Source organism: Serratia sp. LSHTC3, from assembly GCF_057197125.1.
In genome coordinates, this window is record NZ_JBXUNP010000004.1 from 241,443 (window position 1) to 260,583 (window position 19,141).

17 protein-coding genes and 1 tRNA gene are annotated in these 19,141 nt (G+C 55.2%); 13 read left to right on the forward strand and 5 right to left on the reverse strand.

The features are described from left to right. Positions 1-23: 23 nt before the first annotated feature. The 4 genes from AC2CGI_RS16785 to trmB all read right to left on the reverse strand — a co-directional run bounded on the left by AC2CGI_RS16785 (position 24) and on the right by trmB (position 2,841). Positions 24-746, reverse strand: coding sequence for a YggN family protein (locus tag AC2CGI_RS16785; protein ID WP_015379052.1), 723 nt, complete (start codon positions 744-746; stop codon positions 24-26). A 30-nt stretch (positions 747-776) separates the two neighbouring features. Beyond that, positions 777-1,700 carry a glutaminase B gene (gene glsB, locus AC2CGI_RS16790; RefSeq protein ID WP_004937414.1) on the reverse strand — a complete coding sequence of 308 codons (924 nt, stop codon included), beginning with the start codon at positions 1,698-1,700 and terminating at the stop codon, positions 777-779. 95 nt (positions 1,701-1,795) lie between these two features. Then, positions 1,796-2,122 (reverse strand): YggL family protein, encoded by a 327-nt coding sequence (locus AC2CGI_RS16795; RefSeq protein ID WP_004937412.1) that lies wholly within the window; start codon positions 2,120-2,122, stop codon positions 1,796-1,798. Continuing rightward, entirely contained in the window at positions 2,122-2,841 is a 720-nt protein-coding gene (gene trmB / locus AC2CGI_RS16800) for a tRNA (guanosine(46)-N7)-methyltransferase TrmB (RefSeq protein ID WP_004937410.1), read from the reverse strand. The genes AC2CGI_RS16795 and trmB overlap by 1 nt, the downstream gene beginning before the upstream one ends. A 177-nt stretch (positions 2,842-3,018) precedes the next feature. Between trmB and mutY the strand changes: the two genes are divergently transcribed. The 3 genes from mutY to mltC all read left to right on the forward strand — a co-directional run bounded on the left by mutY (position 3,019) and on the right by mltC (position 5,528). Then, entirely contained in the window at positions 3,019-4,119 is a 1,101-nt protein-coding gene (gene mutY / locus AC2CGI_RS16805) for an A/G-specific adenine glycosylase (RefSeq protein ID WP_004937408.1), read from the forward strand. Beyond that, complete coding sequence (locus AC2CGI_RS16810; protein WP_004937404.1) at positions 4,116-4,388, forward strand: oxidative damage protection protein; 273 nt, start codon at positions 4,116-4,118, stop codon at positions 4,386-4,388. Before mutY ends, AC2CGI_RS16810 begins: the two co-directional genes overlap by 4 nt. 63 nt (positions 4,389-4,451) lie before the next feature. After that, positions 4,452-5,528 carry a membrane-bound lytic murein transglycosylase MltC gene (mltC, locus tag AC2CGI_RS16815; protein WP_004937402.1) on the forward strand — a complete coding sequence of 359 codons (1,077 nt, stop codon included), beginning with the start codon at positions 4,452-4,454 and terminating at the stop codon, positions 5,526-5,528. Between the two features lie 48 nt (positions 5,529-5,576). On the opposite strand, the gene speF is transcribed toward mltC, so the two are convergent. After that, complete coding sequence (gene speF / locus AC2CGI_RS16820; protein ID WP_076741031.1) at positions 5,577-7,742, reverse strand: ornithine decarboxylase SpeF; 2,166 nt, start codon at positions 7,740-7,742, stop codon at positions 5,577-5,579. A gap of 705 nt (positions 7,743-8,447) precedes the next feature. Here speF and AC2CGI_RS16825 point away from each other — a divergent pair. From AC2CGI_RS16825 to AC2CGI_RS16870, 10 genes are all read left to right on the forward strand, one after another. After that, a tRNA-Phe gene (locus AC2CGI_RS16825) sits at positions 8,448-8,523 on the forward strand. A gap of 608 nt (positions 8,524-9,131) precedes the next feature. Beyond that, positions 9,132-9,614: an Hcp family type VI secretion system effector gene (locus tag AC2CGI_RS16830; RefSeq protein WP_004937362.1), complete on the forward strand. Its 483-nt coding sequence runs from the start codon at positions 9,132-9,134 to the stop codon at positions 9,612-9,614. Positions 9,615-9,661: 47 nt separating this feature from the next. Further along, positions 9,662-10,144, forward strand: a complete 483-nt coding sequence (locus AC2CGI_RS16835) for an Hcp family type VI secretion system effector (RefSeq protein ID WP_076740988.1) — start codon at positions 9,662-9,664, stop codon at positions 10,142-10,144. Positions 10,145-10,180: 36 nt separating this feature from the next. Then, positions 10,181-11,041 (forward strand): hypothetical protein, encoded by an 861-nt coding sequence (locus AC2CGI_RS16840; protein WP_226883070.1) that lies wholly within the window; start codon positions 10,181-10,183, stop codon positions 11,039-11,041. A gap of 923 nt (positions 11,042-11,964) precedes the next feature. Continuing rightward, on the forward strand, positions 11,965-13,260 hold the full coding sequence (locus tag AC2CGI_RS16845) for a lysine N(6)-hydroxylase/L-ornithine N(5)-oxygenase family protein (RefSeq protein WP_015379054.1): 1,296 nt from the start codon (positions 11,965-11,967) through the stop codon (positions 13,258-13,260). A gap of 50 nt (positions 13,261-13,310) precedes the next feature. Continuing rightward, complete coding sequence (locus AC2CGI_RS16850; RefSeq protein ID WP_076740989.1) at positions 13,311-14,195, forward strand: ATP-grasp fold amidoligase family protein; 885 nt, start codon at positions 13,311-13,313, stop codon at positions 14,193-14,195. Between the two features lie 638 nt (positions 14,196-14,833). Further along, on the forward strand, positions 14,834-15,748 hold the full coding sequence (locus AC2CGI_RS16855; protein WP_049189060.1) for an alpha/beta hydrolase: 915 nt from the start codon (positions 14,834-14,836) through the stop codon (positions 15,746-15,748). 427 nt (positions 15,749-16,175) lie between these two features. Beyond that, on the forward strand, positions 16,176-16,586 hold the full coding sequence (locus AC2CGI_RS16860) for a GNAT family N-acetyltransferase (protein ID WP_004937348.1): 411 nt from the start codon (positions 16,176-16,178) through the stop codon (positions 16,584-16,586). A 27-nt stretch (positions 16,587-16,613) separates the two neighbouring features. Then, entirely contained in the window at positions 16,614-17,303 is a 690-nt protein-coding gene (locus tag AC2CGI_RS16865; RefSeq protein WP_004937346.1) for a helix-turn-helix transcriptional regulator, read from the forward strand. A gap of 20 nt (positions 17,304-17,323) precedes the next feature. Further along, a complete protein-coding gene (locus AC2CGI_RS16870; protein WP_004937343.1) occupies positions 17,324-18,625 on the forward strand; it encodes a cytosine permease in 1,302 nt (433 codons plus the stop codon). Positions 18,626-19,141: the final 516 nt, after the last annotated feature.

The window sequence follows — 19,141 nt, forward strand, 5'->3', positions numbered from 1 at the left end:
CGCACGGCGGCTACGCCTATCCGTTACTTCAACGCCTTCAGCAGATCCTTGCGCTGGGTTTCCAGTGCGGTGACGCGGTTGCACACATCATGGCCGAAGTTCTGGAAGTCCTGCTCCTGATTGTTCCATTCGTTCTGGATCGCCTTCTGCAAGCCGCCCAGGTTGCCCATGATCGCCTGCAGCGGGTTACCGCCGCTGTTGGCGGCCTGTTTGACGCCCATCTCGTTCAGGCTGTCCTGCAGCACGCCCCCCATGCTCTGCTGCACGATGTTGCGGCCGTCCTGTTCCACCTGGTCGATCGCCTTGTGGTGGAAGGTCAGGCCGTCGCTGCGGTGCTCGATGATGCGGTTCATCTGCTGTTTCAGCTGGCCATTCAGGGTGGTCAGCCGGTTGCGCACGTTGCTGTTGCTGCCCAGCTCTTTGACGATCACTTTATCCAGCGCTGCGCGGGCTTTCTCCAGGTGTTTCTGCGCGCCGTCGTCGATCCACGGCAGTTGCTTGCGCAAGGCGCTCTGGTAACTGAAGGCTTTCTGCCGCTGGCTGTCGTTCAGGCTCAGCGCCTGGCCGTTGCGGATCACGTCGCCATCCGGCGAAATTTGCAGGTCGCCGCTGGCGCCTTTCACCTGCACGCTCTGCGGGCTGATGATCACATCGTCCTGGGGTTTAACGCTGCATTGGTACTCGGCGTGGGCCTGCGCGGCAGTCGCCGCCAGCAGCAGTAAGGCTAACCCGGTTTTCTTCAACATAGCTTCTCCTGACTCCCATCCAGACTGGGATTAAAAAATCGAACGACCGATACGTTGAGACAACAGTTCCAGCGCCGCAGTTCCCGCCAGCGAGTTGCCGGAAGCATCCAGCTCCGGCGACCAGACGACGATCGACAGCTCGTCCGGCACGATGGCCACGATGCCGCCGCCCACGCCGGACTTGCCCGGCATTCCCACCCGATAGGCGAATTCGCCGGCGCCGTCGTACATGCCGCTAGTCATCATCAGGGCGTTGATCTGCCGAGCCTGCAGCGGGCTGATCACCGCCTCGCCGCTGAGATCGCGGCCGTGATTGGCCAGATAGACGAAGCTGCGCGCCAGCTCCACGCAGCTCATGCGCAGCGCGCAGTAATGGAAATAGGTTTGCAGCACGGTGATCACGTCGTTCTCGAAGTTGCCGAACGACTTCATCAGATAGGCGATGGCCGCATTGCGATCGGAGTGTTCGAATTCGGAACGCGCCACCCGCAGGTCATAGGCCAGGTCGTCTTCGCCGGCCAGCTGACGCACCACCTCCAGCATGCGCTGTTTGGGGGCGCTGAGCCGGGTTTGCAGCATGTCGCACACCACCAGCGCGCCGGGGTTGATAAACGGATTGCGCGGTTTGCCCTGCTCCATCTCCAGCTGCAGCAGCGAATTGAACGGCAGGCCGGAAGGCTCTTTGCCGACGCGCCGCCAGATCTCAGGCTCCTGATAGCGCGTCAGCGCCAGCGTCAGGCTCAGCACTTTGGAGATCGACTGGATGGAGAAGCGCTCCGCGGCGTCGCCGGCCTGGAACAGTTCGCCGTCCACCGTGCACACGGCGATCGCCAACCGGTCGGCGGGCACTTCCGCCAACGCCGGGATGTAGTCGGCCACTTTCCCCTGGCCAATCAGCGGGCGCACCTGTTGCAGGATCTCTTCCAGCAACGCGTTATCCAATGTTGTTACCACCTCGGTCACACTCCGGGCAAAACAAAGGCGCCGTTAAGGCACCTTAGATCAATAAAACGGCGCGGCGCGAAGCCGCACTCATCGGGCAAGCGCGATCAATCCCACCAGATATCGAACAGATCGCTGACCTTAACGTCGGTCAGTTTGCGCGCTTCCAGCCAGTTTTTCACCAGTTCGCGATGCTCGTCGGTGCAGTGGCCGATCTTCTGCAGGCAGATCAGACCTTCCCACTGCAGGTAGCCGCTGCCGTCAAACGCCAGGCCGTTCGGCTCGATCACTTCATCGATGAAGGTATCCAGCGTGCTGTCGATGTCTTCCACCGACGTGCCTTCGGCAAAGCGCCAGGCTACGGAGAAACCCAGTTCCTGAAATTCTTCAATGTGCAACTTTTTACGTAAACGACGACTGCGGTTCTTAGCCATTATTCTTTCCTCTCAAACATCAAGTCCCAAACGCCATGTCCCAGGCGCTGGCCGCGTAATTCAAATTTCGTCAGCGGGCGCGAATCCGGACGCGGCACGTAATCATTATCGCTGGAAAGATTACGGTAGCCTGCGACCCCGTTCATAACCTCTAACATATGTTCCGCATAAGGTTGCCAATCGGTAGCCATGTGGAAGACCCCGCCGGTCTTCAGCTTGCGCAGCACCAGTTCGACAAACGGCGTTTGCACGATGCGGCGCTTGTTGTGGCGCGCCTTGTGCCACGGATCGGGGAAGAACAGCTGCACCATGTCCAGCGAGCCGTCCGGGATCATGTTTTCCAGCACTTCAACCGCATCGTGGCACATCACGCGCAGGTTGCTCAGCTTCGCCTCGTGGGCGTCGGCCAGGCAGGCGCCCACGCCCGGCGAGTGCACTTCGATCCCTAAAAAGTTCTGCTGCGGATTGTTGCCCGCCATGGTCACCAGCGAGGCGCCCATGCCAAAACCGATCTCCAGCACCGTCGGCGCTTCGCGGCCGAACAGCGCAGCGAGATCGACAGCGTCAGCCTGATACTCCACGCCCATCACCGGCCAATAGTTCTCCAGCGCGTGCTGCTGGCCTTTGGTCAGCCGCCCCTGGCGGCGGACAAAACTGCGGATACGGCGCATCGCGCGGCCGTTCTCATCAAATTCCGGGGAGATGACGTCATTAATCATAGTGCTTTCTGTCTGTTTGGCTGCCAATTAGGGAAACGCGCATTATGCAAAGATACATTGGTTTAGCAAGTGTTCATCTTCTGTACCCACCGTGCGGCGTCGGAAAGTTCCGGTTTACAGCATCATGACTCTATGCTGCAATCTCGCTTCATTTTCTGCCGGATAACGACGCTGCTCATGATGCAAGCACAACAATTCGCACAGGTGGTGCTTGACTGGTACCAGCGCTACGGTCGCAAGACCCTGCCGTGGCAGCTGGAGAAAACCGCCTATCAAGTATGGCTCTCCGAGGTGATGTTGCAACAGACTCAGGTTGCCACCGTCATTCCTTATTTTCAGCGCTTTATGGCCCGTTTTCCCAACGTGCGCGCGCTGGCGGAGGCTCCGCTGGACGAAGTGCTGCATCTGTGGACCGGCCTCGGCTATTACGCCCGCGCCCGCAACCTGCACAAGGCGGCGCAGACCATTGTCGCACAGCACGGCGGCGAGTTCCCGACAACCTTCGCAGAAATCGCCGATTTACCGGGCGTCGGCCGCTCCACCGCCGGCGCGGTGCTGTCGTTGGCGCTGGGCCAACACTATCCGATCCTCGACGGCAACGTGAAGCGCGTGCTGGCTCGCTGCTACGCGGTGGAAGGCTGGCCGGGCAAGAAAGAAGTCGAAAACCGGCTGTGGAAAATCAGCGAAGAGGTCACCCCGGCGCAGGGCGTCGGCCAGTTCAACCAGGCGATGATGGATCTGGGCGCCATGGTCTGCACTCGTTCCAAGCCCAAGTGTGAACTCTGCCCGCTCAACGTCGGCTGCCTGTCTTATGCCAATCACAGCTGGGCCAACTACCCCGGCAAGAAACCCAAACAGACCCTGCCGGAAAAAACCGCCTACTTCTTATTGCTGCAGCACGGCGACCGCGTGTGGCTGGAGCAGCGCCCGGCGGTGGGCCTGTGGGGCGGCCTGTTCTGCTTCCCACAGTTCAGCGCGCGCGTGGATTTGGAACTCTGGCTGCAGCAGCGCGGTCTGAAAGGCAAGCGCCTGGAACAGCTGACCGCGTTTCGCCACACGTTCAGCCATTTCCATCTCGATATCGTGCCGATGTGGCTGTCGCTCGACGCGGCGGGCAGTGGCATGGATGAGGGCGCGGGTCTCTGGTATAACTTAGCGCAGCCGCCGTCGGTCGGGCTGGCAGCGCCGGTGGATCGCCTGTTGCAACAGCTGGCGAAGCAGCCCCCGATCCAACAAAACTTATATGGCGATAGCGCCATCGACGAGGAATTAGCATGAGCCGCACCATTTTTTGTACTTTCCTGCAGCGCGACGCCGAGGGCCAGGACTTCCAGCTTTATCCCGGCGACGTCGGCAAGCGCATCTACAACGAGATCTCCAAGGAAGCCTGGGGCGAGTGGATGAAGAAGCAGACCATGCTGATCAACGAGAAGAAGCTGAACATGATGAACGTGGATGATCGCAAACTGCTGGAAGAGGAAATGATCAAGTTCCTGTTCGAAGGGCACGACGTGCACATCGAAGGCTATACGCCGCCGAGCGAATAACGCTGTTGGGGCCAGGCGCTGGCCCGCTTCAATCCTCTTATACTTCTTCCAAACGGCTTTAAGATGAAGAAAATTTTAGCTTTGCTCGTAATAGCGCCTTTGCTGATCTCCTGTTCCGGCAAAAAAAGTGAAGAAATCAACGAAGCCTGGATCAAAGACACCAACGGCTTCGACATTCTGATGGGGCAATTCGCTCACAACATCGAGAACATCTGGGGTCTGAACGAAGTTCTGATCGCCGGGCCGAAAGACTACGTCAAATATACCGACCAATACCAAACCCGCAGCCACATCAACTTCGACACCGGTGCCATCACCATCGAAACCATCGCCACCACCGATCCGGCCGCGCACCTGCGCCAGGCGATCATCAGCACGCTGCTGATGGGTGACGATCCGGGTTCCATCGATCTCTATTCCGACGCCAACGATATCCAGATCAGCAAAGAGCCGTTCCTGTACGGCCAGGTGCTGGATAACAAAGGCGCGCCGATCCGCTGGGAATGGCGCGCGGCGCACTTCGCCGATTACCTGCTGCAGACCAAGCTGCAAAAACGCACCTCCGGCCTGCACGTCATCTACTCGGTCACCATCCAACTGGTGCCAAACCACCTGGACAAACGTGCGCATAAATATCTGCCGATGGTGCGCAAGGCGTCGGAAAAATACGGCGTAGACGAGTCGCTGATCCTGGCAATCATGCAGACCGAATCGAGCTTCAACCCCTATGCGGTGAGCGGTTCGGACGCGCTGGGCCTGATGCAGGTGGTGCAGCACACCGCCGGTAAGGATGTGTTCCAGATGCGCGGCAAATGGGGCACCCCGAGCCGCAGCTACCTGTTCGATCCGGAGAACAACATCGACACCGGCACCGCCTACCTGGCGATCCTGCAGAACAACTACCTGGGCGGCATTCAGAACCCGACCTCGCGCCGCTATGCGGTGATCACCGCCTACAACGGCGGCGCCGGCAGCGTGCTGCGGGTGTTCTCCAGCGACAGGACGCGCGCGGTGGGCATCATCAACGGCATGCAGCCGGGCGACGTGTACCAAACGCTGACCACCAAACACCCGGCCGCCGAGTCGCGCCGCTATCTGGTGAAAGTGAATACCGCACAGAAGAGCTACCGCAGAAAGTAGCGCTTCCCGCGTGGAAATGAGAAGGGCCGGTGCGAACCGGCCCTTTTTTTACTGCTTGATCATATAGCCAAAGATGCGCTTCCAGCCGTGATCTTTTTTCTCGATGTAGACCCCCTGCAGCTCCGGCGAGAAGCCCGGCAGGCGGTTGATACCCTCCTCCAGCGCCAGGAAGTAGCGCTGCACCGCGCCGCCCCACACTTCGCCCGGCACCACGCACAGCACGCCCGGCGGATACGGCAGGGCCCCTTCCGCCGCGATGCGCCCTTCCGCCTGGCCGATCGGCACCAGCTCGACGTTGTCGCGGATAAACTCCACGTTGGCGTCCTGCGGGTTCATCACCACCGGCGGGAAATGATCCTGACGGAACATCTCCTTTTGCAGCTGCTTAACGTCAAAGCTGACGTACAGATCGTGCATCTCCTGACACAGCCGGCGAATGCTGTAGCCGCGGTAACGCTGCTCGTTCTTGCGGTACACCGTCGGCAGCACCACGCTCAGCGGCGCATCCTCTTCGACATAGCGTTCGAACTGCGCCAGCATCTCCACCAGTTGTTCCATCTTGGCCGGGTTCTCCGCCGGGGTCAGCAGGAACAGGATCGAGTTGAGATCGCACTTCTCCGGCACGATGCCGTTCTCGCGCAGGAAGTTGGCCAGAATGGTGGCCGGCACGCCGAACTCGGTGTATTGGCCGGTCGCGGCGTCAATACCCGGCGTAGTCAGCAGCAGCTTGCACGGATCGACCAAATACTGATCCTGGGCATAGCCTTCAAAGCCGTGCCACGTTTCCCCCGGCACAAAGGTGAAGAAACGCGCGTCGTTGGCGATCAGATCGGTATCGTGATCCTGCCAATCTTTGCCCGCCACCTGCTGCGGAATAAACGGTTTCAGTTGGGAACAGCGCTTGAGCAGCTGTTTGCGCGTCTCGATGCCCAGCTTGACGCAGTCCATCCACATGCGGCGCCCGGCGGGGCCGGCGTGCATCTTGGCGTTGACGTCCAGCGCGGCGAACAGCGGATAGAACGGACTGGTCGACGCATGCAGCATAAACGCGTTGTTCAGGTGCTTGTGGTTGCAGTGGCGCTTTTGCCCTTTGATATGGTCGTCTTTCTTATGGATCTGCGACGTCTGCGAGAACCCCGCCTGCTGTTTATGCACCGACTGAGTGACGAAGATGCCCGGATCGTGCTCGTCCAGCTCCAGCAGCAGCGGCGAGCACTCTTTCAGCATCGGAATAAAGCCTTCGTAACCCACCCAGGCGGAGTCGAACAGAATGTAATCGCACAGGTGGCCGATGGTGTCGATCACCTGGCGAGCGTTGTAAATCGTGCCGTCGTAAGTGCCGAGCTGAATGATCGCCAGCCGGAACGGCCGCGCCGCCGCGGCTTTCTCCGGCGCCACCTCGCGGATCTGCTCACGCAGATAGCGTTCGTCGAAGCAGTGCGCATCGATGCCGCCGATAAAGCCGAACGGGTTGCGGGCGGTTTCCAGATAGATCGGCGTGGCGCCGGCCTGGATCAGCGCCCCATGGTGGTTGGATTTGTGGTTGTTGCGATCGAACAGCACCAGATCGCCGCGGGTCAGCAGCGCGTTGGTCACCACCTTGTTGGCCGCCGAGGTGCCGTTGAGCACGAAGTAGGTTTTATCGGCGTTGAACACCCGCGCCGCGTGCTTTTGCGCATCCTTGGCCGAGCCTTCGTGGATCAGCAAATCGCCCAGCTTGACGTCGGCGTTGCACATGTCGGAACGGAACAGGGTTTCACCGTAGAAATCGAAAAACTGCCGGCCGGCCGGGTGCTTGCGGAAGAACTCGCCGCCCTGATGGCCTGGGCAGGCGAAGGTCGAATTCTCCATCTCGACGTAGGTCTTCAGCGTTTTGAAGAACGGCGGCAGCAGCGCCTGCTCGTAGGCGTCGGCGGCGGCCTCCAGTTGCGCCATGTAGAACGGCTTGCTGGCGCCGGCCAGCAGCGCAAAAACCCCACTGACAAACGGCAGATAGTCCGGCGAGAGATGCTCGTCCCCTTCCACCGCCACGAAGGTCGGAATGTCGAACCCCGTCGCCTGCAAGCGCGCCAGAATGCCGGCGTTCACGTCGGCGACCGACACCACCGCCGCCGCCACGTCAGTGTAGTCCGTCTGCTCTACGCGCACGATCTGGCGCAGCGTCTCAATGGTGGCGACCAGGCTGGCGCTGGTCGCGATTTTCAATTCTTTCATCATGCTGACTCTCAAACGGTGAAGGATGAGGGTGTGCCACCGGCACGGTAATGAGATAACGCGGTTATCCCGGTAAAAGCGATACCCGGGCACGGCAGCATAAGCGGCGTGCGTGACCGGCTCATGATCGGGGATCATCAGGCGGCTATCGGGGGAACTGGTCTTGGCAGCGTCCGACAGGCATCAGTAAAATCAGGGCCGCAGCGCTGGCTTTACGCATGCCTAACAGCGAGCGTCAGGCGGCCTTACCGCATGGCCGGCAGGCGTATTCGGGCGGATGACGTGCGGAGGAAACAACGGCGGAACGGTGGCGGCGTCAGATGTCTGGTGCGCAGCAGCGCTTGAGCAACAAAACCAGTCATGCCAATAACCCTCTGGCTTATAAGAAGCGGAAACACCGTCAGGGAACGGAGAGTGCTAAAATTTGCGCAATGATTGCATGATTCGTTGCAGGGTTCAAGCGAGAATCGCCTTGATTGAACGTCCATTGATTAAAGCATAATTCATTGTTATTTAATTGAAAAACCAAAAATCGCGCGTTTTAAGATGGTATAAATACACGTTTTATATGCATATTTATTGAATGCGGATATCCCCCCGTCCCCCGCCCCTCCGGGCTTGCTGCCTGAAAATAGAGCAACCGATCGGCTTTGTGACAGAAAGCGATTGACGCCATCCGGCCAATACGGTTTAATGCGCCCCGTTGCCCGGATAGCTCAGTCGGTAGAGCAGGGGATTGAAAATCCCCGTGTCCTTGGTTCGATTCCGAGTCCGGGCACCATATTCAGAAGAACCCGCCTATGGCGGGTTCTTCGCTTTCTGGGATACGGACTCTCCATCGAACTGCGTTCGATTATTCGGCCTAAAGGCCTCACCCTGCGGGCCAGCGCTGAAGCGCTGTTCAACGCGGCGCCAGCGCCGGTTGTCCGAGTCCGGGCACCATATTTAGAGAACCCAGCCTATGGCTGGGTTTTTGCTTTTCAGAGACAGGACTCTCCATCGAACTGCGTTCGATTATTCGGCCAGAGGCCTCACCCTGCGGGCCAGCGCTGAAGCGCCACCGCATCATCCGATGGATGTGCAATTTCGCATTACAGGTGCACTTTCTCAAAAGGCCCCCCCCAATCCTCCAGGCGTCAAACGAGCGCACTCATATTCTCCGTTTATCGAGTGTTTTTTATTGTCATTCGGTGATGGAATATAGCCACGAACCTCTAACGGTATCACTTTGTTAAATAAAAACATATTGGATTAAAACTAGGAACATTCCGAATAAAAACGACATTGCTGTTAATTCATTCATATAAGGCTATGCTGAGTTTTACCTATTGATAAGACATTTTTAACCTATTCCGCTGCCAACGCGAAATAATGGAGGATCCGGCGACAATGGCAATTGATATGTATATGAAAGTTGAAGGAATGACGGGCGAGTCCCAAGACAGCAATCATAAAGGATGGACCGACGTACTTTCGTTTAACTGGGGCGCTTCACAGCCAGGAAATATGGCTGTCGGCGGTGGGGGCGGTTCCGGGAAAGTGAATTATCAAGACCTCCGTATTCAAGCGCTTATCGACAAATCTACACCCGCCATTCTTAAATATTGTTCCAGTGGAAAACATGTCGCGAAAATCGAGCTTTCCGTATGCAAAGCGGGCGGCAACCAGGTGGAATATTCCAAAATCGTTCTCGAAGACGTGCTGGTGACGCAAACCGATTTTAATGGTGTCGGTCAAAATGATGCGATCCTGGTTGATTACGCCTTCCAGGCGTCAAAAGTCACCATGAGTTACTGGGAACAAGGCAGCAGCGGCACTAAAGGCGCGGAAAGCAAATCTGGTTGGGATATCAAGCAGAATAAAGAGAGCTAAGTGCATTCTGGCACCTAACAATACGTTAATGATCGGGTGATAAAATCATGGCAATGGATATGTTTTTAAAAGTTGAAGGCATTAATGGCGAATCGAAAAATGCGAATCACAAGCAATGGATCGATGTCTTTTCCTTTAACTGGGGCGCGCGGCAGCCTGGCAATATGGCCGTTGGCAGCGGCGGCGGTACGGGTAAAGTGAATTTTCGCGATCTGACCGTACAGGCTCTGATAGATAAAGCGACACCTGCCTTATTGAAATACTGTTCGGCCGGTAAACACCTCGCCAAGGTGCAGTTGTCGCTTTGCAAAGCCGGTGGGCAGGAAGTGGAATATACCCGCATTACTCTGGAAGATGTATTAGTGACTCATACCGACTTCATCGGTGTCGAGCACGGTTCCACGCTAGGCATTGAATACTCTTTTCAGGCCGGTAAAGTATCGATGGAATACTGGGAGCAAGCGAAGCAAGGCAATAAAGGAGCTTCGGTGCAGATGGGCTGGGACATTAAGCAAAATAAAGAAAGCTAATCACATTACGGTGCATATCGTAATGGCGGGGGGATTATGGCATTTCCTAAGTCACATGAAATTTTAGCTCTGACATCGCAACACGAATCGAATAATCGGGTGTCAGCCAACTTTTTGACCCGTGAGATTTTGAATGAGGCGCTGATCCTCGTCAGGTCTCTGTCACCAGAAGAAGTCTTTCGATTAACAAAAACGGAGACCGGCCAGATCGCGTTTACGCTGGGTGAACTCAAAGATGAAAACAACCGCCGATTGACAGCCAATAATATTGAGTCAGGACAACGACCAGGTGGAAGAATTAATCACCTGGATAACCGCATTAATGTCTCTTTTCCCGGAACCTCATGGCAAATGGGAGCGCGTGTTCAGCATTTTGAGAATATCGCGTCGAGTACCGTCGGCGGAGCCGGTCTGGTTTTGATCGCGGGATTATGGACGGGGGCCGGCTCTGGCGTTGGCAGCATTTTAGGCAGAAATGCCGCCCAGCTCGCGGTAGTGACTGGCACGTATTTGGGTAAACGCTTCGTGACCAATAAAACCATGGTCGTGAATCAGATGGCGGCGCATATCAAAAACCTTGCCGATATGTTTAACTCCACCCACAACGCCTTTAATGATTTCAAGTTCGAAAGCGCAGCCAAGCGCGCACAATACAGTCCCGATCCTCAGGCAGAGCACCCTATTACTTTTGAACAGAAAGTCACGGATAACAATGCAGTTCCTGCTAATCATACCGATGCCATTCAGGCTATCGTGCGCCGTTTTGTGACGGGAACTTACCAACGTGTAGATATCGTCGGCCAGGGCGATATGTTTATAAAAGTCTTTTTCAGCGATGGGGAACTGGACATTTCGCAAGCCCAGTATGACTACCTCAGCAATTTGAAGCTCCCGTGATTGATCAACCTGGCAGGTCTTCGCGGTTCTGGCGCAACGGTTGTCATTCTGTCCAGGGTGAAAAAATGCCCCGAACTGACGAAAAGATTTTTATTGTCGGTAAGAATGGTCAATGACGATGACAAGGCAGACTGCCGGATCGGACGCGATCGTTGCGCCAGCGTGGCCAGGTTTTTCATACTCGGCTCGAGCAAGCGCCCTCTCCGGGCAGTCTTTGTCCGGCATTAATTAAACGAACCCTCCCCCCGGTAGTTAACGCGAACCCTCCGCGTCCATAGGGTGCAACTCGGGGTAAAATATTGCCGTTCGGGGGGCAACAAGAGGAGATAAAGGTACAGAAGTGTGCGTATCACCTTAGTGGAAAAGTGTGATACCCTGCCGCAAAAACAAAATAAAGCATTGAATTAAATGATAAAAATTAACTTACAACGCACGGATTTCATAATTTCACTTCCGATTTCATCTTTGCAAAAAGCATCCTGCCTCTAATATCACGTTATTTCACCTTCCCCGCGCCTATTTTAAGGCTATTCTAAGCAACGAATACACCGAGCCCGGCGTGCAATGGCATATACATCAGAAAAGCAGATAAGAACTCATACGGTGGGCATCCTCCCTGGTGGCCGTTTTCATGGCTTGATGAATCAGGGGGACATCGGAATTTTACTTAGGAATATTCATTAAATACACGCGCAAACCTTCATAGGGATTTTCATGGAAAGAAATACGCCCGTAGCCTTTGCCTGATGCGCTACCTAATGCTAAACGGGCATTTAAAATTGCGGTATTTTTGGCCCGTACACCTTTTAATTACATTTAATTCGTGAAGCTTACTTATAAGAAAAAGGCAGCCTGGTTGCTATAAGCCACCCTATCTGCAGCCGTATTTCTGGGTATTATTCTCATTATACTGGAGCTTATTAATGAATCAGCGTTTGGATATCATCGGTATTGGCCTTGGCCCGTCGAATCTTAGCCTGGCAGCCTTAGGAAGTGAAATAGAGGGATTTACGGGACAGTTCCTTGAGCGCAAACCTCATTTCTCCTGGCATCCAGGGATGATCCTGGCGGATTGCAGCATGCAGACCAACTTTTTAAAAGATTTAGTGAGCGCGGTTGCCCCAACCAATCGCTACAGCTTTCTCAACTATCTGGTAAAAAACAGAAAATTTTATCGTTTCCTGACGACGGAGCAGCGCACCGCATCGCGCGAAGAGTTCGCCGATTACCTCACCTGGGCCGCCGCCGGGATGGGATCATTGGCATTCAATCAAGACGTTCAGCGGGTCGAATTTGACGATCGGCAGCGCCAGTTTGTGGTGACCACCTCGAATAAGGTCTTCCACGCCAAACACGTCAGCATTGGCATAGGCAAGAAAATAAAGTTGCCGGATTGCGTGACGACGCAAAGCGATCGCTGTTTCCATGCCAGCGAAATGATGCTGCGCAACCCCGATCTGACCGGCAAACGCGTGGCGATCGTCGGCGGCGGCCAGAGCGGCGCAGATCTGTTCCTGAATATTTTTAAAGGGGAATGGGGGCAGCCGGCGCAGCTCGACTGGATATCGCGCCGCAATAACTACAATGCGCTCGATGAGGCTGCTTTTGCCAACGAATACTTCACGCCCGATTACGTCGAGAGCTTTTACTCACTGGACAGCGCGGCCAAGCGGCATATGCTGGCCGAACAGAAGATGACCTCAGATGGCATCACCAGTGAGTCGCTGCTGGCGATTTATCGCGCCATGTACCACCGCTTCGACGTCCTGCGCGAGAAATTATGGGTGCGCCTGCTGCCCAGCCGTTCGCTGACGGCCGTGAAACACACGCTGGATAACGCCTACCAACTCGAAACACGTCATCATCTCGATCACGGCCAGGAAACCTTCAAGGCGGACGTGGTGATCTTTGCCACCGGTTATCAATCGGCGACGCCTGAGTTCCTTGAGCCTTTGGCCCACCGGTTGTTAAAGACTGCGGACGGTGAATACCGCATAGCCCCAGACTTTACCTTTGAGTGGGAAGGCCCAGCGGAGAACTGCTTATTTGCGATGAACGCCAGTATGCATAATCACGGCATTGCCGATCCTCAGCTGAGCCTGATGGCCTGGCGATCGGCCCGCATTCTTAATCGGGCGTTAGACCACAAGCCATTTGATCTGGGAACAACGCCGACAGCCATTCAATGGCGCAGTGAAAGCGTACCGCCCGCGTTTTAAATACAAGAACGTCTTAATCATTGTCACTATGCTTTGATGGAATTACGTATATGAAGAGACAATTCAAGAAGTTTATTCTGAATCAGCTGGCCGTATTAGCCCCCGAGTTCAAGGCCAGATTGATATACAAAAGGGCATTTGGCAAACCGCTGAATTTACAGTCACCCTCAACCTGGAATGAAAAAATAAATCATCTTAAGTTGAATGGCTACAGTAATAACGCATTAGTGACTCAATGTGCAGATAAATATGCGGTGAGAGAGTACATCAAAGAAAAGGGATGCGAAGAGATTCTTAATGAGTTGTATTTTTCCTGTGATTCAGTGCAGGAAATACCGTGGGAAACGCTGCCTGATAAATTTGTCATTAAGGGAAACCACGGTTCAGGGTATAATTTAATTTGCCAAAATAAACAATCGTTGAACATTAAAAGCGCCTCTCATCTGATCGATGGATGGATGAAAGACGATTACTGGAAAACCTATGTAGAACTCAACTACAAAGGGATACAAAAAAAGATCATTGGGGAAAAGTATATCGAATCGACCAATGGTCACGGGCCTGAAGACTATAAAATCTATTGTTTCCGCGGTGTGCCTTACTGCACCTTGCTGTGCGTCGGCAGGGATACCGGGACGCCAAAATATTACTTCTTCGACAAAGAGTTCAAGTTCCTTTGCTATAGCGAAGACTGTCTGGCATTGAGCCAGGAGGAGATAGACGCTTTCGTGAAACCTGAGGGATATGATGAGCTGTTTGAGTACGCCACTCGCTTGTCGGCGCCCTTTGAGTTTGTTCGCGTTGATTTCTACATCTCGCAAGGCCAGATCATTTTTGGCGAGCTAACCTTTACCCCCTCCGCCGGATTGGATACGGATATTTTGCCGCCGACCGATATTTTGCTTGGCAAGATGCTGACGCTGCAGCAGCACTGATTTTCACCGGACGCCCACAGGGAAGATCGGGCGGCGCAGTGCCCAGCGCGAGAGGAATACCGGCCGACATGTTCGCAACCTGCCGGCCGGTATTGCCCTGAAGGTATCGGGCCCATGATCTCGCTTGTTCATACCGCCGTTACAGAAAAACCCCGCCACCTATCCCTGATAGCCCGCAACCGGCCCAGGCGCAATACCTCAGCCGGACCACATAACCATTTGAAAAATAATGGCATTAAATAATCAATAAGAATCACTTACATATTTATAATAAAATGTTCTATATGTATAGGAAGCTATAATATAAGATACCGGAAAGTTTCCCTGGTGTTGTTGTGTGTCTTTGCCCTATTTTATAGGGCTTTTTTTGCTAAAAATCGTTGATAACCGTGTATTTCCCCCGCTATTCGCCATTCCCCTCCCCATAAAAACCATAATCATTTCTAATTAATTGCAATCTCTCTTATTCCTGACTTACCAATAATAACAATGAGTTGCTATTAACCCGGCAAAGCAACTGGCGGCCCTCTTCCGGGTTTTGGCCGCCATTCGCGGCCGGAATGTCCGCCCTAAAGGTAGGTTTTTGCCGGGCGCGAACGGATGCTACTATCGGCCTTTTTCCGAAGGTGCTAACCCGCATGTTTTTGTCCAACCGGCATTTTATCTCTGCGCTTCTGGCGCTCGCCATCGGCCTTTGGCTGCCGGGTTCCGTGCTGGCCAGGCCCGATTTGGAACGCAAGATCGGCACTACCGTAGCCGATAGCGATTCTGCGGATTACCGCTTCAGCGACCTGCGCTTCACCTCCGCCGATGGCCGACGGCATTACCGCGTTCGCATCGCCCAACCGCATCGGGCGCCTGAGCCGGGCGGCTATCCAACGGTTTATTTCCTCGACGGCAACGCGGTGCTGATGGAGTTAAACGCCGCCTTACTGGCCAAATTGGCGGCGGCGAAGCGGCCGCCGGTGCTGGTCATGATCGGCTATGACAACGATCTGCGCATCGATGCCGCCGGCCGCGCCTACGACTATACGCTCCCTCTGCCGGCAGGCATGAAGACACCGCCGCGGGCCGGCGGGGGCGCGGATGCGTTCCTGCAATTGATTGAAACTCGGATCAAACCGGCGATCGCCGCCAGACTGGCGGTCGATCCGCAGCGGCAGACGCTGTGGGGGCACTCCTACGGCGGGCTCTTCGTTCTGCACACGTTGTTTACCCATCCTGCCGCCTTTCAGCGCTATATCGCCGTGGAACCCTCGCTGTGGTGGGGCAACGGCATGATCCTGCAAGAAGCGCAGCAGATGACGGAACGGCGCGCGGCGCCGGCGATAAGGCTGCAACTGTGGGTTGGCCTGGCGGAACGCGATCGCGCGGCCCCGCCCGGTGTAAAGAGCCCCGCTCTGCCGGCGGACGCAACGCATTTGCTGGCCGAACAGCTGGCGCAGCTCGACGGTTTCACCGTCGGCTATCGGGAATGGCCCGCCTTAGGGCACGGCGCCATGCTGGGCGCGACCATCGAGCCGGCGCTGGGCAGCGTCATCGCAGAAGACTGAATTCGCGGCTCAGAAGGCATCGGCCACATTTTCATCTGCAGCGCATATCTTCTGATAAGAAGAGTGTTTAATATCTGAGACAGAGAACGGTGGCCGCGGGCGGGCGCGTCAAAAAACAAAGTGGCTCCCCCGTCGGCAAGTGAGCTTGCTCTATCCGGTGGAGCCATACAGTACTGCAGTTTTCCCGGTGGGGCCCTGGTGAGGCGCAAGTAGGAAAAGATGGTGTAAGCAGGGCATTTCAGCGTTTTAATACCGCCTGTTTCACTATTTTCTTCTCCCTGTGGCGCCTATCATAAGCGCCCGTTCACCAGGCGGAAAAGGGTGAAAACCACCCTTGAAATACATTAACGAAAGTGATATTAGAAGCGGTTGGGGCGAAAGCGCCTAGTTCAGTTTTGAATAATTAAATCAGGGAATTATATTAAAAATGAATATTAATATCACCGACAAACCCAACCCGCAGGATGAAGAGTTCGTTATCGACAGCCTTTGGGCGCACAATCACAAAACCCAGCCCGTAGACATTCACCCGCTGTTCCTGACCGTTACCGACGACAACCAGCAGATCGTCGGCGGCCTGGTCGCGCGCACCTGGTGGGGCGGCCTGGAAGTGCAATATCTGTGGGTTGGCGATCAATGCCGCAAAAGCGGGTATGGCCGCCAATTGATGGAGTTGGCCGAAGAAGAAGCCCGCAAGCGCGGTTGCCATATGGCCTATGTCGATACCTTCGATTTCCAGGCCAGAGGCTTCTACGAAAAATTGGGCTACCGGGTCTACGGCGAGCTGGGCGACTATGCGCATCGCCACACCCGCCATTATCTGGCTAAAAGCCTGTAACGCGGCCTGAGCGGCACAGAGGTGGGTATGGGTTCATCACATAAAAATAATGAATCTTATTTTAAGGGCCTCATCACCATGATGGAGCACCTGAGCGAACCCTGGGGCATCAAAGACCACCTGTCCCGCCACCTCTATATGAACCGCGCCGCTTATCTCTATACCAATACGCCGCTGAATTTCGACGTCGCCGGCAAATATGACCACGAGTTCCCCGCCGACTGGGCCGACTCCGCCGCCGACTTTATCGAGCATGACAAAATGACCGAAGCGGCGCGCGATCGGGTCACGGTCATAGAAACGCACTACTGGTACGGCAAAGACAGCCTGACGCCGTTTATCAGCGAAAAGCTGCCGGTGTACAACGATGACAAACAGGTGATTGGCGTGATCTGGAACGCCAAGCCGATGAACAGCCTGTCACCGCTGAAGTACATCAATCAGCAAAAACCCAGCGTGTTGACCACCGAAGTCAATAACGAGCTGTTCACCCGTGCCGAACTCGATGTTATTTTCCTTATGCTGCAACGATTTACGGTGAAAGAGATCGCCAAAATCTATAATGTCAGCAATAAGACCATCGAAAACCGCATTTATAACATTTACCAGAAGGCCAACGTGCATACTCAGCAGCAATTTGAGGAATACTGCAAATACGCCAATCTGGATAACTACATTCCCGATCGCCTGATAACCAAAGGCATTCAGTTTATTTGAACCGCAAGGAAGATCTCACCGTGATAAAGATCGAAGATTATCCGCTCACCCGGGTGCCGCAGGATAAACGAGTTTCGTTTTTAAGCGTGGCCATCGTGCATATGGGCATGCTGACCGCACTGGACCAGTTCATGCTCGGCGCCGTACTCGGCAATTCCATGACGCTGATTGACGCCTTCACCGCCATCTTCGTCGGCAGCCTGATCTTCGGCGTGGTGACCTACGGCCTGGGGCTGGCGGGCATGCGCGAAGGCATTTCCGGCAGCCTGCTGGCGCGCTGGTGCGGCTTCGGCCGTCTGGGCTCGGTGCTGATAGGCGTGGTGGTTGCCGTCAGCCTGCTGGGTTGGTTCGGCATTCAGAACGCCATTTTCGCCAAGTCGCTCGACTTCGCGCTCGGCAATAAGCTGGGCTTCGGCCTGGCCGCCGGGCTCTCGGGCACGCTATTGACCATCCTGGTGGCATTCGGCTTCAAGGCGCTGCGCATCGCCGCCCGTATCGCGGTGCCGATGTTCATCATGCTGGTGGCCTATATTTCGGTGACCGCGCTTTCCGGCCATAACCTGCAGGAGATCATCCAGCTGGCGCCGCCGGGTGAGCCGCTGACCATCAGCGCCGGCATCACCATCGTCGTCGGCGGCGCCATCGTGGCCAGCCTGATGACCCCCGATCTGACCCGTTACTCCAAAAACGGCAAGCACGTGCTCGGCGTCACGCTCTTCACCATTATCGCCGGCGAGTTCGTGGTGAACGGCCTGGCGATCCTGATCGCCAAAACCCTGGGCACCGCGGATGTGGTCACCATCATGTCGCAAGCGGCCGGCGGCGCCGGTTTGCTGGTGGTGGTGTTTTCCACCCTGCGCGTCAACGATCTCAACCTGTACTCTTCTTCGCTGGGCATCGTCAATGCGGTGGAAGGCATCACCGGCAAGAAGCTGAAGTACACCTACACTACGCTGGTGATCGGTATTCTGGGCACCACCCTGTCGGTGCTGGGCATTCTTGACCGCTTTGTCGACTTTCTGACGGTGCTTGGCGTGGTCTTCCCGCCGATTATCGGCATCATGCTGGTGGACTATTATCTGCTGCGCAGCCATCGCAAGATCCTGGATGAGAGCCGCCGGACCGGCCAGCTGCCGAACGAAACGCCAACTATCGGCTGGGCGGCGATCGTCGCCAGCATCGCCGGCGGCGCCGTTGGCCTGGCAACCGAATGGGGCGTACCGACCATCAATTCCCTGGTCGCTGCCAGCCTGCTGTATTGGCTGCTTAAACTGGTCTTCAGCCGGGCGCAAAAACCGCTGGCATCACAGAAATCGCTCTGATTTTCGTGAACGCGGTAATGCACTCCTCCGATAACGGGGGAGTGTTAGACGCTCGAAAAGGGGATTCAATGCAAAAGAATGAGCCGATCGCGCAGACAAACGGCCATGGTGGTTAGGGTCCCTGGTGTCGGTAGCAAGCTATCCATTATGCTCAGAGTGTGGCAACGCCCCCTCTGAGCTTTTTATTATAAAAACTGTCGGCTTCCGTGTTTTGATCGTAAAGAGAAACTTCAGCTTGCATGAACAGTAGCCCATGAAATCGGCTTTGGTCAACATAAAAGTAAACATAAAACCGGCTTTTGTGTTCACTTTTCCATAAGAAAAACCTAATCAATTGATTTGCACGGCTTTATCTTTCGCGCAGAGGAAGCAGACCGCCTCCGCTGATATCATTGCGCTAAACGGCTGACGGAAAACAATAATTACTGCTAATAATCAGTTCGTTACCTGCTCGCCTGCGCCTTTTTATCTGGACAACGCCACTGCGTAAGATATAGTGAAGCCTGCGTAATGTTT

Excerpts from the sequence above, each read along its gene's own strand:
- AC2CGI_RS16810 (WP_004937404.1), top strand. The coding sequence starts at position 4,116 with ATGAGCCGCACCATTTTTTGTACTTTCCTGCAGCGCGACGCCGAGGGC.
- AC2CGI_RS16840 (WP_226883070.1), top strand. The coding sequence starts at position 10,181 with ATGGCATTTCCTAAGTCACATGAAATTTTAGCTCTGACATCGCAACAC.
- mltC (WP_004937402.1), top strand. The coding sequence starts at position 4,452 with ATGAAGAAAATTTTAGCTTTGCTCGTAATAGCGCCTTTGCTGATCTCC.
- AC2CGI_RS16850 (WP_076740989.1), top strand. The coding sequence starts at position 13,311 with ATGAAGAGACAATTCAAGAAGTTTATTCTGAATCAGCTGGCCGTATTA.
- AC2CGI_RS16835 (WP_076740988.1), top strand. The coding sequence starts at position 9,662 with ATGGCAATGGATATGTTTTTAAAAGTTGAAGGCATTAATGGCGAATCG.
- AC2CGI_RS16855 (WP_049189060.1), top strand. The coding sequence starts at position 14,834 with ATGTTTTTGTCCAACCGGCATTTTATCTCTGCGCTTCTGGCGCTCGCC.
- AC2CGI_RS16785 (WP_015379052.1), bottom strand. The coding sequence starts at position 746 with ATGTTGAAGAAAACCGGGTTAGCCTTACTGCTGCTGGCGGCGACTGCC.
- AC2CGI_RS16845 (WP_015379054.1), top strand. The coding sequence starts at position 11,965 with ATGAATCAGCGTTTGGATATCATCGGTATTGGCCTTGGCCCGTCGAAT.
- trmB (WP_004937410.1), bottom strand. The coding sequence starts at position 2,841 with ATGATTAATGACGTCATCTCCCCGGAATTTGATGAGAACGGCCGCGCG.
- speF (WP_076741031.1), bottom strand. The coding sequence starts at position 7,742 with ATGAAAGAATTGAAAATCGCGACCAGCGCCAGCCTGGTCGCCACCATT.
- AC2CGI_RS16795 (WP_004937412.1), bottom strand. The coding sequence starts at position 2,122 with ATGGCTAAGAACCGCAGTCGTCGTTTACGTAAAAAGTTGCACATTGAA.
- AC2CGI_RS16865 (WP_004937346.1), top strand. The coding sequence starts at position 16,614 with ATGGGTTCATCACATAAAAATAATGAATCTTATTTTAAGGGCCTCATC.
- AC2CGI_RS16860 (WP_004937348.1), top strand. The coding sequence starts at position 16,176 with ATGAATATTAATATCACCGACAAACCCAACCCGCAGGATGAAGAGTTC.
- AC2CGI_RS16830 (WP_004937362.1), top strand. The coding sequence starts at position 9,132 with ATGGCAATTGATATGTATATGAAAGTTGAAGGAATGACGGGCGAGTCC.
- mutY (WP_004937408.1), top strand. The coding sequence starts at position 3,019 with ATGATGCAAGCACAACAATTCGCACAGGTGGTGCTTGACTGGTACCAG.